The organism is Streptomyces sp. NPDC047841 (assembly GCF_040704085.1).
Classification (GTDB): Bacteria; Actinomycetota; Actinomycetes; order Streptomycetales; family Streptomycetaceae; genus Streptomyces; species Streptomyces argyrophylli.
The window spans coordinates 70,685-86,840 of record NZ_JBEYRP010000030.1; the positions used below are offsets into that span (position 1 = coordinate 70,685).

The following is a 16,156-nucleotide window of genomic DNA, read 5'->3' on the forward strand; positions in this document are numbered from 1 at the left end:
GTCCGTAGCTCGCTGATGTCGCTGACTTCGCTGATCAGCCTGCGCTCGGGGACGGAGCCGCGTCCAAGACCTCTTCCGGCGCCTGTGATACCCGAAGGGCATCACAGGCGCCGGAAGGACGGGGTGGGTCTAGCCGCGCAGGGTCGCGGCCGCACTGTTGTACGCCTGTGCCGTCAGCACCGGGTGCCGTGCCGCGCTCGCCCCCTTCGGCCAGGACAGCCGGACGGTGCGGGACTCGCCGGGCAGCAGCCACAGGTAGTTGTCGCTGTACAGCGTCGGCAGCACCCGCCGGCCGTGCGCGTCCTCCAGCAGCGACAGCCGGACCATGGCGGCCACCGCCGAGCCCTGGTTGCGGACCACCGCCGTCAGCTCCTCGCGGTCGCCGGACTGCGACCGCCGGGTGATCGCACCCGTGAGCTTCACCTGCTTCGCCTTGTTCAGCCCCCGCAGCGCGGCGGCCTCGCGGTAGCGCCAGTAGGTGTTCCGCGACAGCTCCCTGCCCCGGGAGTCCTCCAGCGTCAGCCGCAGCAGGTGCAGGTCCGGGAGGCCGTCCGTCCACGCGGCGGTGAACGCCTCGGCGGTGGACGCCCGTTCCACGTCCACCCGGGCCGTCCTGCTCCCGCCGAGTTGCCGGCCGGACAGGTCGTACAGCCGCGCGGTGACGGTGGCGCCCCGCAGGTCCGCCGACGTGTGGTTCACCGCGATGACCCGCCACTTCACCGGATCGGCCTGCACGTGCAGCGGCTCGCAGGCCGAACGGGCGCCGTAGTAGGTGCCGTTGACGTCGAAGTCGTAGTCGTACGTCTGCCAGACCGTGCTGTGCCAGGCCGGGTGGGACATCCACAGCATCAGACCGGAGGCGTTGTCCCACAGATTGGCGTTCCACGCCTCGAACATGGCCCGGGTGTTCTCGTAGTTGACGAACTGCGCCTTGCGGGCGAAGTCGTCCAGGTCACCGGACTCGCCCAGCCGGGCCTCGATGGCGGCCTTGTAGTTCTGCGGCGCCTGGTTCCCGCGCTCGCTCCAGTCGTGGTAGTACCACGCACCCCGGATCGGCCACTCCGGCTCGTCGCCCGTCATGCTGCGGGTGCTTGCCGCGGTGGAGACGACGGGCATGCCGATCTCGGTGTGAAAGCCGAAGTCACGGCTGCCGTACGTCATCGGGTCGAAGTACTTCTCCGGTTCCACCCAGCCGTACGGGCCGCCGCCCGTGATGATGCCGCCCGCCGAGTTGTTCTGGTAGAGCACGCCGGGCACCTGCTGCTCCACCGCCTCCCGCATCCCCTTGTCGATGGCGGCCGGGGGGTTGCCCTCGTTCGCGCCGCACCAGACCACCACGGACGGGTGGGTGCGGTACCGCAGCACGGTGTCCCGCGCGATCGCGTTGAAGGCGTCGTGGTCCGGCGGGTCCATGCCCCACGCGTTGGGGAAGTCGTTCCACACCAGGATGCCGTGCCGGTCGCAGGCCGCGAAGAACTCCTCACGGTCACTGCTGCCGACCCAGTTGCGGATCATCGTGAAGTTCATGTCCCGGTGCATCCGCACCGCCGCGTCCATGCGCTCCGCCGGCATCCGGCGCAGCAGTTCGTCCCAGCCCCAGTTGCCGCCGCGAGCCAGCACGCGCACGCCGTTGACGCTGATCTTCAGCGGGTCCGGGGTGTTCGACACGGTCTTCACGTCGGTCCAGGTGTCGCCGTCGTCGGACACCTGGATCGTGTACGACTTCGGGTACGCGGTCTCCCAGACGACGGCGACGCGGTCGAACGCCCGCGAGGAGCCGAGGTCCACCTGGATCCACTGGTGGTCCTCGTAGGCGGAGGACCAGCGGGTGTTCGGGTTGCCGTCGGTGGCGTTCGACGCCGGGTGGTCGGACTCCTCCGTGGAGGCGGTGGCCTTCTGGCGCAGGGCGAGGTCGGTACCGGGTTCCCTCCGGTCGACGACGGACAGCGACCACAACGAGTTGCCCCAACTGGTGTTGCGCAGACCGCAGTCGAGACGGACATAGCGTGCGGTCCGCCGGTCGAAGTCCTCCACCTGGAGACTGGCGTTGCCGTTGTTGAACGGCAGCGGAACCGCCCCGTTGTCCACCGACGTCACATCGGTCCAGTCCGAGCCGTTCGAGGAGACCTGGACGACGAAGGTCTTCGCGTACGCCTGCTCCCAGGTGAGGTCGACCCGGTCGAAGGACTGGACGGAGCCGAGGTCCACCCTGATCCACTGGTCGTCCTCGTAGGCGGAGGACCAGCGGGTGCCGGGGTCGCCGTCGGTGGCGTTGGCCGCGCCGTTGCCGTCCTGATCGGTGCTGGACGCCTCGGCGTGGGCGTGCAGCGCGAGGTCGGTGTCCGGCCGGGTGCCGTCCCGGACGGACAGGGTCCACAGGGAGCTGCCCCAGGAGGTGGCCCGCGTCAGGCAGCGGACGCGGACGTGCCGGGCCTGCTGCCGGCCGAAGGTCACGGTCTGCGTGTAGGCGTCGCCGGACGCGGTGAACGCGAGCGGCACGTCGTACTCGTAGCCGAACTGGCGGATGCCGAAGCGGGTGGTGCGCCGGTCGCTCTCCCGGCCGCCGGCCGTGGCGGTGAGCGTGAGGTCGTGCAGGTGCGCCTCGCCCAGACCGTTCGGCCACCACAGCTCGGGCTCGCGCAGCCTCAACCGGCCGAAGGCGTCCGGCGCGAAGACGACGTCCAGGCTCCCGCCCGCCTTCACGGTGACCGTCTTCGACACCCGCACCCCGTCGAAGGCGGCCGTGACCGTCGCCTCGTGGTCGGCGGTGTCCGCGTTGCGCACCGGCACGACGATGGTCAGCTCGGCCACCGACACATCCGGCAGCGCGGGCAGCACGGTGTCCACGCGGGGGTCGCCGATGACGACGTGCCCGGTCGATCTCAGCCGGACATGGTTCCAGATGCCCGCCGCGCGGTCCCGTACGGCCGGCATCCAGTCCCAGCCCGAGGAGGCCAGGTACGTCGGGGAGTTGAGGTTCATCTGCTGCGCGCCGGCGTCGACCCAGGACTCGCCCAGCGGCCCCTTGTCACCCGGGCTGCCCGGCACCGGCATCGGCGTGATCTTCACAGCGAGCGCGTTCTCGCCGCTCTCGGCGAGCTGCCGGGTGACGTCGAAGGCGGCACGGGCGAACGGGTACGTCAGGTCGCCCACCCGCTTGCCGTTGAGCCACACGTCGGCCTTGTGGTTGACGCCGTCGAACTCCAGCCAGACGTGCCGGCCGGCCCCGGTGCGCAGCCCGCGCGGCAGGGCGAAGTCCCGCTTGTACCACCAGGAGTGGCGCGACAGCGCCTCCGGTACCCGCAGGTTGTTCAGACCCGCCACCGGGTCGGGCAGCTTGCCCTGCTCCACGAGCGAGCCCAGCACCGTGCCGGGTACGGTCGCGGGCAGCCAGCCGCTGGTGTCGACGGACGTCTTCGACAGACCGGCGCCGTCCGCGCCGGCCCAGTCGTCCATGGTGAGCCGCCAGCCCGACTCCACGGGCACGGTCCCGTCACCGGCGACCGTGAGCGCCGGGGCCTCGTCGTGCCGGGTTCCCCAGTCGGTCCATCCGGTGGCCGAGGGACGGTGGCCCCTGGCGGTGCCGTACACCTCGAAGCCGTTGAGGCCGAGGGGCAGCGGGCTGGAGCGCTTGCGCGACGTCATGCGCACCCAGCGCGCGGACACCGGGCGGGGAAGCTGGACGTCGACGACGCCACCGGTGCCGGCCGTGGTGCTGTACACCGTCGTCCAGGACTCGCGGTCCACGGACGTCTCGACCACGAACACCAGCGAGAAGCTCGACTGGATCTCGTCGCCGGTGGTGCCGCTGTGCACATTGCCGCTGGTGGGCGGCGTGTACACCGGGTCGGAGGCGTCGGCCTCGAAGGTGAGGCGGACCCGCGTGACCTCGCAGGCCGCCTGGAGGTCGACGGCTATCCACTGCGGATCGCCGCCCTCGGCACGCCAGCCGCTGCCCTTGACACCGGGGGAGGAGAGGCGGTCGACCACGAAGGAACCGGGGGTGGCGGCGTAGGCCGTGGAAGAGACCGAGACCGGCCGGTAGAGCGCCAGCTCACCGGGGGAGGCGGCGGAGCCCACCGGCGCGCCGCCGGGCGCGGCGACCGCGGTCGCCGCAGGAGGCAAACCGAGGCCGAATCCGGCCAGCAGGGTGGTACCCGTGGTGACGATGGCCCGTCGCGACGGATGCCGCGACGGATCCGACTGATCTGTCATGAGCGTGACGTCCCATCAAAAAGCGGTGCGGTCCGGACCTCTCCGGGTCTGACGCAGCAGGAATGACAACGTTGCCAAAGGCTGGGTGGCGCAGCGGCTCGTGTCAACCCCTGATGCGCGGATCGATGTCCGACCGGTTCCGCCGCCTTGTGACGGGTTCCGACAGAACATGGCTACAGCGAATGAGGGAAGGGTGCGGCCGGCGGTCCGTGTGTGTGCGGATGGGCCGAGGTGTGTTCCGCGGCGGGCAGTGTGAGGTGTGAGGGGTTTGAGTCGATTCCTTGGGCTTCGCGTTCCTGTCACCGCCCTCTCTGACGTGGGGTGTCACTCGGCCGGCCGTGGCGCGGTGCGGTGGGTGGTCGCCGTGCACGTGTGAGGTGGTTGCACATGTGATCGGTGTCGGAGGGTGATGTGGTGTGACGACGGGCGGGGCCGCGGCGCCCGCAGTAGTACGATATTCAAACGGTTGATTCCAAGATTCCGGGAGGCGTCCGTGGCGCTGGAGGCGGCTGGCGTCTCGCACGAGGAGGAAGCCCTCTACCAGATGCTCGTGACGTCCGGTCGGGCCACCCGGGAGGACATCGCCCAGCGGGCCCGCCTGACCGACGCGGAGACCGGGCGGATCCTGGACGCACTGGTCACCAAGGGCCTCGCCACCCATACGGACGGCACCCCCCGGATGTTCCGCCCCGCCCCGCCCGAAGTGGCGCTGCTGCCCCGGCTGAAGCGCAGCGCCGACGCGCTGGACCTGGCCCGGTTCGAGGCCGCACGTCTCATCGAGTCCTATCGGGAGACGATGCGCAGGCACGACGCCGGCCAGTTGCTGGAGGTGATCACCGGCGCGGAGGCCCTGCGTCAGCAGCTCCGGCAGATCCAGTCGAGCGCGCGCCACGAGATGCTGTGGTTCTGCAAGGCCCAGTACGTGGCCATGCCGTCGGGCACCAACACCGAGGAGTTCGAGGCGCTGGCCCGGGGCGTGCGCTACCGGGTGCTGTACGAGAAGGCGTTCTTCGACGACGAGGGGGCTCTGGAGAACGTGGTGGCGGGTGTGCGGGCCGGTGAGGTGGCCCGTGCCGTACCGCACCTGCCGCTGCGTCTGGCCATCGCCGACCGCTCCGTCGCCGTCTTCCCCCTCGTGGCCGGCGGACCGCACGGCAGCCCGGAGGAACCGACCACCGCGCTGGTCAGGGACAGCAACCTGCTCGCGGCCCTCCTCGCCCTCTTCGACTGCTACTGGGAGGGCGCCGTCCCCCTGGACATCGACGGCACCGGCACCCTCGCGGGGGCCGACGGCGCCGGTCCGGCCGACTCGCTCTCGGCCACCGACCGCAAGCTGTTGTCGCTGCTGGTGGCGGGTGTCGCCGACAAGGCGATCGCCTCCCAGATGGGGCTGAGCCGCCGGACGGTCCAGCGCCGCATCCAGGGGATGATGGAGCGCGCCGGCGCGGTGACCCGTATGCAGCTCGCCTGGCAGGCGTCGCGACGCGGCTGGCTGTGAACGGGCCCGCCCGGCGCCGCCCGCACCAGGGGCACGCGGCGCGCAGGCGCGGGCCGGCCGCTGCCGCGGTCCGCCCCGTCCTCCGACGGACGCGGCGGGTGCCGGGCCCACGAGGGGCCCGGCACCCGCCGTACCGAGTGTCCGCGCGCGCGTCAGCGACGTCCGCGTGTCACGCCGTACCGCGGTGCAGGTACGCACGCTCCACGGTCTGGCGCACGCTGTCGCCGGCCGAGTCCGTGGCGGTCACGCGGAGCGTGACATAGGCGTCACCGCGCACCTTCGACGGCCGCTCCACGGTGGCCGTGAACTGCGGGCCGTCGCCGTGCCGCTCGGTGCGCGCCGTGGTCCAGGTCTTCCCGCCGTCGTACGACGCCTCGGCCTTCAGACGTACGCCGCGCGGGGCGGCCACGCCGTCCTGCATGCGGACGGTGAAGCCCAGGCGATGTGCGCGCGCCCGGCTCACGGCGCCCTGCGCGTCGGCCGGTACGGCGTAGTCGAGCTGGAGCAGCGGCAGCGGGGCGGCGCCGGCCGTGGTGTCCGAGCGGAACGTCCACGAGGTGTGCGTGCGCACGCCGAGGCGCCAGTCGTCCGAGACACGGGCGGTCGTCAGGTCGAGCCGGAACCGGGCGTCGCCCGGGGCCACTTCGAAGCTGCCCCACGCGCCGTCGTCGGAGGCCGCGGTCTGCTTGCCGTCGCGGTACAGCACCGCCGTGGCGACGTCGTCGGCGGCGGCCGCCCGGCCGGTGCCGAAGCCGCTCGACTCCGCGAACGACCAGTGTCCGGCGTCGGAATCGGTGAACTCCGGGACGTACACGCTCAGGGTGTCGCCGTTGCGGACCGACGGCATGGTCCAGCCGCGGGGGATGGACGGGCGGACCGGCGCTCCGAACCACCGCTCCGTGACGCGCCGGCCGGGACGGTAGGTGCGCGGCGCGTTCCGCATGCCGGCCGCCAGCGGCAGGTCGGGAACGTCCACGACGTCGTGGTGCACGACGTGGTTCCACAGCGTGTCCCCGCCGGTCACGTACTCGACGCGCTCGCGGCCCACCGGGACGTACCGGCTGTACTGGTTCCACGCGGTCTCCTGGTACGGCCGCCACGCGAAGCGCTGCTCGCTGGCCCACGGCGAGGCACCGGTGCGGGTGTACGTGCTGCGCACCACGGCGCTCTCCCGCTGCGAGACGGTGTGCACGACCTGCTGGGGGACGAAGCCCTTCGACACCTGCACCACGTCGTACAGGTACGGGCTGCGCACCGTGCCGGAGAACGTCACCGTCGTGGTGCCCTTCTCGACGCGTCGCAGCAGGGCGGTGCCGTCCTTCCAGGAGGCCCGCATGCCGGGCAGCGCCGTCCGGTCACCCGTCGGCTTCCAGCGCGTCCAGGCGCTGCGCTGGTCCTCGGGCCACACCATCAGCAGCGCCTTGGCCCCGGCCTTCGCGGCGGACCGGGCGAGTTCGGGCTCGGTGACGGAGAAGTCGTACCGTACGACGGCGAGTTTCCCGCGTGCGCGGCGGAAGTCCGGCGCCGACGACGTGCCCGCGTCCACGGCGGTCAGGCGTGCGCCGCGGTCCGGGAAGACGGCGGAGTCCGCCTCGTAGAACGGGGTGAACTCCCCGGAGCCGCCGGAGACCTTCGCCCGCAGTTGCGGGGCCACAAGCTGCCAGCGCGAGGAGAACTCGAAGTCGCCGTCGGTGACCGGGGAGGTCGGGCTGACGTAGAGGCGGGTGACGTCGTCGAAGTACATGGCCCCCTGGATCAGTCCGTGGCCGTCGATCCGGCGGTACACGGTCGTGCTGAGGACGCCGTGCTGCTCGGCCGGGCGTGGTGTGCGGATGCGCACCGGGGTGGCCTCGGCTGCGTTCAGCGTCACCGTCCGGTCCTTGGTGACCTTGACCTCGGGGACGACGACGGTGCCCGCCTCGCCGCCGTGAGCGGTCATGTCGTAGAAGGACGAACTGACGTAGTACGTGCCCTCTTCCACGAGGGCGACGTGGGCCTGCCTGTCCGTGTAGCCCACGAATCCGTCGGGGCCCCAGATCGTGGGCAGCCAGTCCGGCATCACCTTGCCGTCGCGGTCGCGGTAGACCACGGTCAGTCTGTGCTGCGGGGCGTGCACGGCGAGGGAGACGGTGGTGTGCGTGAGTACGGCACCGTCCGCGGACTTCGCTGTGAGATACCCGTAGTAGGCGCCACGGACCGCGTGCCGGGCGTCGGTGCTCAGCGGCACCTCGGCCGTGGCGCCGGGCGCGAGCCGTACCGTGTCGGAGCCGAGGCCGACCACTCCGTCCGGGAGCGCGCGCCCGGAATCGGTGGCCAGGCTGAGGGCCAGGGAGAGCGTGACGGGACGGTCGCCGGAGTTGGTGTAGCGAACCGTGGCCGACTGCTGCCGCCCTCCCGGGCCGCCGGTCCGCAGCGGGGCGAGGGTGACAAAACCGCTGGCCTGCACCGGGCCCAGGGCCGCGGCCACGTCGATACGGCCGCCGCCCTGCTCGGTCACCCGTGTGCGGGGCACGGTGTGCGCGGTGCTGATCAGCGCGTCCTTGAGCTGCCGGGCGTCCCAGTCCGGGTGCCGCTGGGCCAGCAGCGCGGCGGCGCCGGCGACGTGCGGGGTGGCCATGGAGGTCCCCGACAGGGCGACGTAGTGGGCGTCGACCGGGTCGCCCAGGGTGGTGCCGGACGCGCGGGCGGCGACGATGCCGACCCCGGGGGCGGTCACGTCGGGCTTGACCGCGCCGTCGCCCAGGCGCGGGCCGCGGCTGGAGAACGGGGCGAGGGAGTCGTCACGGTCGACGGCCCCCACGGTCAGCGCGGCGTCGGCCGCACCCGGCGAGCTGACGCTGGACGGGCCGCTCTCCCCCTCGTTGCCCGCCGCGACGACGAAGAGCGTGCCGCTGGAGGCGGTGAGGGAGTCGACCGCCTGGCTGAGCGGATCGGTGCCGTCGGTCGGGGACCCCGACCCCAGGCTCATGTTGACGACCTTGGCGTGTTCGCGTGCCGCCCACTGCATGCCGTCGATGACGGCCGACTCGGTCCCGTAGCCGTCGTCGCCCAGGACCTTGCCGATGAGGAGGTCGGCCCGGGGCGCCACACCCCGCCGGGTCCCGCCCGACGCGGCGCCGCTGCCGCCGACGATCGAGGCGACGTGCGTGCCGTGACCGAAGTGGTCGTCCGTGTTGGAACTGCCCGAGAAGTCCTGGGCCTCGGCGATACGGCCCGCCAGGTCGGGATGGCTCGCGTCGGCACCCGTGTCGAGCACGGCCACCTTGACGCCCTGGCCCTCGTCACCCGCCTTCCAGGCGGTGGGGGCGTTGATCTGCGCGGTGCTGCGGTCCAGCACGGCCTTCACCCTGGCGTCCAGCGAGACCCGCGGCGTCAGTGCGGCACGGGCGACGCCGGCTGTGCCGCCGGGGTTCAACGTCTTCCAGAACTCGCCCAGTTGCCGGTCGGCGACCCGCAGCGACCGTGCGTGGATGCTCGGCAGCTTCCGGGAGCCGGTGCCCGGCGTGCGGAGTGCCACGAGCCGGTCGGCGGTGGCCGCGGCGGCGCGTGCCGCCTCGGCGGTGACCCTGGACCCCTCCGGGGACGGCTCGGAGGAGACGATCAGCGGGAGCGCGGAGGAGTGCGCCTCGTCGTAGCCCTGTGAGATCAGGGCGGTCACGTCGAACAGCCGGCGGTCCAGTGCGCCCGCGGACACCAGGGCCTCGGCGTCCCGCGGGAGCACGGTCAGCGACGTGCCGTCCGCCTCGAACGTCTCGAAGGGGATGCGCTCGCGACCGGGACCGGGCCGCACCGACGCGGTGCGCCGTCCGCCGGGCAGCGACGTCACGGTCACCTGGTCACCGGTGATCAGCCGTACGGTCGTCGAGCGTGCACCCGGTTCCGCCGTGGGACGAGCGACGGTACCGCTGGTCGCCGTCCGCGCCACGGCGGTGCTGGGTACGGCGCCGGCAAGCAGTACCAATCCTGTTGATATCGCCGCCGTGAGGCGGAACTTTGCCATCAAGGAAACACCTTTCGAACAGTCGTAGATCACAACTGTCCGAAATCATTTGGCGAGAAGGCCGGACCTGTCACGAGCGCGAGCTGTCACGACTGCGACATGTCTCAACGGCGACACGCAGGAGCTTGCCGGGAGTGCGCGCGGATCTGCCGCCGCGTTTCCCCTCAGGCGGTGCGGAACCGGAACGCGCCGGTCCCGCTGCCCAGCGTCAGCCAGACGTGGTCTTCCTCCTTGACCAGACGCAGCGCGACATAGGCGCACCCCGGGCAGCGGGCGGTGATCCCCGGTTCGGGCCCGTAGAGGCGCAGTTGGGCCAGCGACCCCGCCCGCTTGCAGTGCGGGCATCGCCACCAGGCCGTCGTGGGCTCCACGGAGAGGATCTCCGACAACGGACCGGCAAGAGCGTTGCCGTCGAGGAAGGCGCCGGGGTCTCCCATGAGAATCTCCCCTAGTCCGGAGCGGAAGGGTCAGCCGAAGCGTTCGGTGCGGATGGTCGCGGGTTCCTTCCCCCGGCCCGCGAACAGCTCGACGAGCAGGTCACCGACGGTCTCCACGAATCCGGTGGGACCGCAGACGTAGACGGGACTCACCGGGTCCAGGCGGGCCGCCGGCTCCCGCAGGTCCGCCGCCGTGACGCGGCCGGGCGCGCGGGGAGCGCCGTGCGGGCTCCGACGGGTGTGGAGGAACCGTACGTCGAGGAACGGGCCGCCGTCCTCGAGCTCCTCCCGGTACCAGATGTCCTCGGGACCGCGCACGGAATACACCAGGTGGAAGAGGCTGCGCGAGCCGGCCGAGCGGTGGGCGCGGACCATGGCCATGAGCGGTACGACACCGGAGCCGCCCGCCACCGAGAGCACCGGTTCGGTCTGCTCCGGGCGCCACACGAACCAGTTGCCGAGCGGTCCGCGCATCTCGACCTGCTCGCCCGGCGGCAGTTGGTCCGCCAGGTAGGGCGAGACCTCACCGTCGGACACGGCCTGCACACCCAGTTCCAGCCGGTCGTCGTCGGCGGGCGCCGCCAGGGAGTAGCTGCGGACGGCCTGGTAGCCGTCGTCGGCGGTGAGGCGCACGTCGACGTGCTGGCCGGGCAGGTGACCGGGCCAGCCGGGCACGGCGAACACCAGCGTACGGGCGGTCGCGCTCTGCGCATGCCGCCCGACCAGCCGTGCCGGCCGCCAGGCGAGGGCCACGGTCAGTCACCCCGGTGACGCTGCTCGCGCCAGGGGTCGCCGTAGGCGTGGTAGCCGGCGGACTCCCAGAAACCCGGGTCGTCTTCGCGCGTGAGCCGCAGTCCGCGCACCCACTTCGCCGACTTCCAGAAGTAGAGGTGCGGCACCAGCAGCCGGGCCGGCCCGCCGTGCTCGGGCGAGAGCGCGTAACCGTCGTAGGTGTGCGCGATCCACGCCCTGCCGCCGAGGAGGTCGGCGAGCGGAAGGCTGGTGGTGTAGCCGCCGTGGCTGTCGGCCACCACGTACGCGGCGGTCGTCTCCAGCCCGTCGAGGAAGACGTCGAGTGACACCCCGCGCCAGCGCGTGTCGAACTTGGACCAGCGGGTGACGCAGTGGATGTCCGTCACCGTGTCCTGCTGGGGCAGGGCCATCATCTGGTCCCAGGTCCAGCTCCGCTTCTCCCCGAGCTCCGTGGTGACGGTGAACGACCAGGCTTCGGCCGGCACCCGCGGAGTGGGACCGGCCGACAGGACGGGGAACGACTCGGTCGGATACTGCCCGGGCGGCAGCCGTTCCGCCAACGAGTGGGGTCGTCCCCGGAAGCCGGGTGAGAAGGAAGTCAACGTCATCTCCTGCCCGCTGTGACCCGCCGCTGGAGGAGCACAAAGGCTCCTCCTCCAGTCTCGGACCACGGCGGCGGCTTGACCACTCGGGCCGGCGGGCGGCGGCGCCGGCGGGGAATTCTTGTCCTGCTCCTGGGTGGACATTCCGGCCACCAGGCGTAAAGGTGGGCCCAATGCCGGCCAGAGCCTCCTGTTCACCGCGCGATTCGTGGAGGAAGACCGATGCCCGTCATTGTGTCCACTGCGGAGCTGTCCGCCGCCGACCGGGCGGAGTGCTGGCACGAAGCGGTGTCGAACACCTTCGTACCGCTCGGCGTCGATCTCCTGGAGGAGGAGCCGTCGCCCGGCGACATCACCAGCGACCGGCTCGGCGTGCTGCGGATCTCCCACGTCAGCGCGGGGCCGCAGACGGTGACGCGGAGCAGACGCCTGATCACCGGCGAGGACCAGGAATTCATCATCCTCACCCTCCAGGAGCGGGGTACCGCGATGAAGGAACAGGACGGGCGGCAATGCGTGGTCCGGCCCGGCCAGTTCTCCCTTTCGGATTCCTCCCGCGCCTTCCAGAAGACGCTCCACGAACGTTTCGCCTTCACCTCCTTCCATTTTCCTCGCGAAGTGCTCTCCGTACGGCCCGAGGACCTGCGGTCGCTGACCGCGACCACCTTCACCGGGACCGAGGGGAGCTCGGCCGTCCTGGCCCAGTACTTCGCGGGCCTGGCGCGCGTGGCGGCCGACGTCGACGACGGCGTCGGCCGCCAGCTCGCCGTCACCGCGCTGGACCTGCTGGCGCTGCTCGTCGACGAGCGCCTCGGTCACCTGTCCCGGCCGCACTCGGCGACGGCCGCCGCCACCCTGGTCCGCGTCAAGGACCACATCATGAGGAACCTGGGCGACCCCGGTCTCTCGCCGCGCACGATCGCCGCCGTTCACTTCATGTCGGTGCGCTACCTGCACAAGGTCTTCGAGCTGGAGGGAACCACGGTGGCCGGATGGATCCGGGCCCAGCGCCTGGAGCGGTGCCGCCGTGACCTGCTCCGTCCCCGGGCACTGGAGACCGGGGTGGCGGTCATCGCACGGCGGTGGGGCTTCGTGAACGCAGCCCACTTCAGCAGGGCCTTCCGCGACGCCTACGGCATGACACCCCGCGAATGGCTGGTGCACGGGCTGTCGGACACGCGGGGGACGGGGAAGGACGTGGCCGCCTGAGGCCCCCAGGAGACGGACCTCATCGGGGCTCGCGCCCCGCCGGCGGCAGGACGACTCAGGTCTCCGCCCACCCGGCCCGATCGTCCTGCAGGCGTCGTGCGAGGAAGACGAACTCCCTGCCCGGCCGGTCCGGTGCGTCGCGGACGTCCCGCACCTCGTAGCCGTGCGCGACCAGGTCCGACTCGACCTCTTCCCGGTCCCGGAAGCGCAGGGTCGACTCCGATGTCAGCACCTGTCCGTCCGCCGCGAAGGCGTACGTCCAGCGGAAGGTCACGAGCGGCCCGCTCACCTCGGTCAGCTCGCCCCAGCTCTCGACGGCGCCGACACCCGGGACCTCCGTCACGCGGTAGGAGTTCTCTCGGGTCCACTCCTCCCAGCCGCGTCTGGCCGGATCACGGGTTTCGAAGACCAGGTGCCCGCCGGGCCGCAGCGCTCCGTGGATCCCCCGCAGCGTCTCGTGCCAGGCGTGCGGACCGACGATCGCCTGGGCGACGTTCGCCGTCATCGTCGCGAGGTCGGCCTGCAGCGGCGGCAGGGCCGTCGCGTCACCGCGGATCCAGCGCACCCGGTCGCTGCCCGGTTTGCCCCGGGCGACGTCGATCGACGCCTGGGCGGGATCGACGCCGACGACCTCGATCCCGCGCTCGGCCAGGAGCAGGGCGAACACCCCTGTGCCGCAGCCGATGTCCAGGACCTGGCGCGCCCCGAACTCCTCCACGATGCGGAGGTAGGCATCGAGATCGCTGCGGTCGGGGTCGAGCGGATCGTAGATCGCGGCGAGTCGTGGGTGCGCGAAGCATTCGTCAGCCATGCGGCCGAACGTACGCAGAACCGGCCCCGCAGAGCCACCGGGTTTCGCCGGACCCGGCCGGCGGTGAGGAGCGGGAGGCGCCCGTCACGCCCCCCGCGTCCTCACGCGTCCTCATCCGGAACCTCCTACGCCGCCGTACCGGCCGACCGGGAGGGGCGGATGTCGTACGAGATGCGTCCGGCGGGGAGGTAGAAGAGGGCGATCAGCGCGCCTCCGCGCACCTCGGGGTAGTGGTGGCTGCCCGGAGCCGGTGCGGTCCAGCCCGGACCCTGCCAGCCGCTCGGTCCCGCCAGTTCGGCGCCGGGGTCGACGGGGACGACCAGGTTCAACTCGCCGTAGGGGTGCGCGTGGTACTGACCCCGGTAGCGCTCGACGCTGTCCATGTAGACGGCGGTGATGCTGAAGTAGTGGGTCTGCTCGGTCGGTTCGGCGATGAGGCTGCGGCGGTAGCGCGGGCCGTCCACCTCGGTGTTCGCCGCCCAGCCCGCTTCCAGGACACCGACCTTGATCAGGCGTGCCAGGTCCTGGTAGAGCCCGCTCCCGGGAGCGTAGGCGGCGTTCAGCCAGCCCTCCAGGGCCTTGCCGGGCGTGCGGTTCCTCACCTCGGCCAGGAACGGGATGCTGCGCTCGATCAACGCCTTGCGGCTGTCCTCGCTCATGCGCGGGTCCTCTCGGGTCGCCACGGGGTCCGGCTGACCGGTCCACCATCCCTCCGCGTTTCATTATAGTCAATAGCTGTAACGGAACTCGGCCGGACGCTGCTCGGCCGAGTGGGACCCGGGGATCACCTCAGGCGGAGGAGCCCTCCCCGTCCACGGCGAGCATGGGCCACACCGTCACGACGATCCGCTCGGCGAAGTCGGCCGGCACGTCCCGGCCGGTCCGCAGGTAGTCGGCGAAATAGCTGCCGAAACAGAGCGTCACGATCATGTCCAGGTCGACGTCCTCGCGCACCGCGCCCCGGCGCCGCAGCGAGACGAGGGTCTCCAGCAGCTCCTCGCAGCGAGGCCGTACGCCGTGTTCCCGCAGCTGCTCCAGCAGACCCGGCGCCCGCTCGACCTCGGCCATGAAGGTGCCGTGCAGGGCCATGGCCCGTTCGTTGCGATAGCGCGGGTCCAGACGGCGCACCGCCTCGGCGAACGCCTCGCGCGGAGCCAGCTGCTCCATGTCCAGCGCGGGGTAGGCCTCGCGCTGCTTGCGCAGTCCGTACCGCAGGGCGTCGATGACGAGGTCGTACTTGTTCGCCCAACGCCGGTACAGGGTAGGCCGGGTGACGCCCGCGTCGGCGACGATGTCCCCGATCGTCATGGACGCGTAGCCGTCCGTGGCCAGTCGCTCGCGCGTGGCCCGGATGATCGCCTCCTCGATCGCGGGATCCCGGGGCCGGCCACTGGCGGGCGCCGCACGCTCCGCGTCCGAGCGCCCTCCGCGCTCGCCGGCTCGCCCGTCGGAACGCGTCGTCCTGGCCTTCGCCATCTCATCCCTTCCCGGCACACGGGGTCAGTCGGAGCCGGGCGCGCATCCGCTCTCCGCCGGACCAGCACCCTCCGCGCCAGCACCTTACGCGACACCGGGAGGCGTCCCCGGGGCGGACCGGGGGCGCCGGGGACGGAAACGACGGCGTGCGGGGCGTGCCTTCCGCCCCATCCGCGGAAGGCACGCCCCGCACGCCGCACTCACACGCGGCAAGCCGACGCGTCGGGTGTGTCAGGCGAGGCCGGCCTTGAGGGCGGCGGCCACCTGGACCACGCGCTCGGCCTGGTGACGGGCCGCGTTGCGGGTCTCCTCGCCGACCGGGTTGTTGCCCTGGGCGTCGACGTGCGAGGTGCCGTACGGGTTGCCGTCGACGAACTTGACGGGGTCGGTGTAGCCGGGGGACACGATGATCCCGCCGAAGTGGTGGATGGAGTTGTACAGCGCGAGCAGCGTGGACTCCTGGCCGCCGTGCGCGGTGGCGGTGGTCACGAAGCCGCTGTAGACCTTGTTGGCCAGCTTGCCCTGCGCCCACAGGCCGCCGAGGGTGTCGATGAACTGCTTCAGCTGGGACGAGATGTTGCCGAAGCGGGTCGGGGTGCCGAAGACGATCGCGTCCGCCCACTCGACGTCGGCGGCCGTGGCCTCGGGCACGCCCGCGCTCTCCGCGGCGTGGGCGGCCCACGCCTGGTTGGAGGCGATGGCGGCCTCCGGAGCCAGCTCGGCGGCCTTCAGCAGGCGCACCTCGGCGCCCGCCTTCTCGGCCGCCGCCGAGATCTCCTTGGCGATCTCGGCGGAGAAGCCGGTGGAGGAGTAGTAGATGACGGCGAGGCGGACAGGGGTGGTCATGAAGTCGTCTCCGATCCTGGGGATGCGTGCGGTGCGCCGGGGCGGACGCAGGTCACCCGGGGTACGGGTGCCGTGCGGCGCCTCGTCCGACGCGATAGATGAATATTAAACGACTTCGTTCAATCGTCAACCACCGGCATCCTCGGACCCAGGAGCGAGGGCGCGTCCCGGCGGCACCGAGCCGCCCCGCGCCCACGCCGGCCGGCGGTCGCTACTAGGGCCTGTCTGACAATTCGCGTCGTCGCCCGGAGGGCGGCCGCGCGGCGTCAGGTGCGTGCTCTCGGGGCGCCGGCCCCAGGCCCTCGTACT

At 71.8% G+C, this 16,156-nt stretch carries 11 protein-coding genes; 2 read left to right on the forward strand and 9 right to left on the reverse strand.

Going from position 1 to position 16,156, the window contains the following annotated elements; all coding sequences use genetic code 11:
- Positions 1-129: 129 nt before the first annotated feature.
- Entirely contained in the window at positions 130-4,215 is a 4,086-nt protein-coding gene (locus AB0947_RS35560) for a discoidin domain-containing protein (protein WP_366754510.1), read from the reverse strand.
- 493 nt (positions 4,216-4,708) lie between these two features.
- Between AB0947_RS35560 and AB0947_RS35565 the strand changes: the two genes are divergently transcribed.
- Positions 4,709-5,713: a helix-turn-helix domain-containing protein gene (locus AB0947_RS35565; protein WP_366754524.1), complete on the forward strand. Its 1,005-nt coding sequence runs from the start codon at positions 4,709-4,711 to the stop codon at positions 5,711-5,713.
- A 169-nt stretch (positions 5,714-5,882) separates the two neighbouring features.
- Here the strand turns inward: AB0947_RS35565 and AB0947_RS35570 are convergent, their stop codons facing one another.
- The 4 genes from AB0947_RS35570 to AB0947_RS35585 form a co-directional block, all read right to left on the reverse strand.
- Positions 5,883-9,713, reverse strand: a complete 3,831-nt coding sequence (locus tag AB0947_RS35570; RefSeq protein WP_366754511.1) for a S8 family serine peptidase — start codon at positions 9,711-9,713, stop codon at positions 5,883-5,885.
- 164 nt (positions 9,714-9,877) lie between these two features.
- Positions 9,878-10,150 (reverse strand): DUF6510 family protein, encoded by a 273-nt coding sequence (locus AB0947_RS35575; protein WP_366754512.1) that lies wholly within the window; start codon positions 10,148-10,150, stop codon positions 9,878-9,880.
- Positions 10,151-10,180: 30 nt separating this feature from the next.
- Positions 10,181-10,903, reverse strand: a complete 723-nt coding sequence (locus AB0947_RS35580) for an FAD-binding oxidoreductase (protein ID WP_366754513.1) — start codon at positions 10,901-10,903, stop codon at positions 10,181-10,183.
- A gap of 2 nt (positions 10,904-10,905) precedes the next feature.
- Positions 10,906-11,511: a sulfite oxidase-like oxidoreductase gene (locus AB0947_RS35585; protein ID WP_366754514.1), complete on the reverse strand. Its 606-nt coding sequence runs from the start codon at positions 11,509-11,511 to the stop codon at positions 10,906-10,908.
- A gap of 216 nt (positions 11,512-11,727) precedes the next feature.
- On the opposite strand from AB0947_RS35585, the gene AB0947_RS35590 reads away from it, so the two are divergent.
- Complete coding sequence (locus tag AB0947_RS35590; RefSeq protein WP_366754515.1) at positions 11,728-12,714, forward strand: helix-turn-helix domain-containing protein; 987 nt, start codon at positions 11,728-11,730, stop codon at positions 12,712-12,714.
- A 55-nt stretch (positions 12,715-12,769) separates the two neighbouring features.
- On the opposite strand, the gene AB0947_RS35595 is transcribed toward AB0947_RS35590, so the two are convergent.
- From AB0947_RS35595 to wrbA, 4 genes are all read right to left on the reverse strand, one after another.
- A complete protein-coding gene (locus AB0947_RS35595; RefSeq protein ID WP_366754516.1) occupies positions 12,770-13,525 on the reverse strand; it encodes a class I SAM-dependent methyltransferase in 756 nt (251 codons plus the stop codon).
- Positions 13,526-13,650: 125 nt separating this feature from the next.
- Positions 13,651-14,184: a DUF4863 family protein gene (locus AB0947_RS35600; RefSeq protein WP_366754517.1), complete on the reverse strand. Its 534-nt coding sequence runs from the start codon at positions 14,182-14,184 to the stop codon at positions 13,651-13,653.
- Between the two features lie 130 nt (positions 14,185-14,314).
- Positions 14,315-15,001 (reverse strand): TetR/AcrR family transcriptional regulator, encoded by a 687-nt coding sequence (locus AB0947_RS35605; protein WP_366754518.1) that lies wholly within the window; start codon positions 14,999-15,001, stop codon positions 14,315-14,317.
- 231 nt (positions 15,002-15,232) lie between these two features.
- Positions 15,233-15,847 carry an NAD(P)H:quinone oxidoreductase gene (gene wrbA / locus AB0947_RS35610; RefSeq protein WP_366754519.1) on the reverse strand — a complete coding sequence of 205 codons (615 nt, stop codon included), beginning with the start codon at positions 15,845-15,847 and terminating at the stop codon, positions 15,233-15,235.
- Between the last annotated feature and the right edge of the window lie 309 nt (positions 15,848-16,156).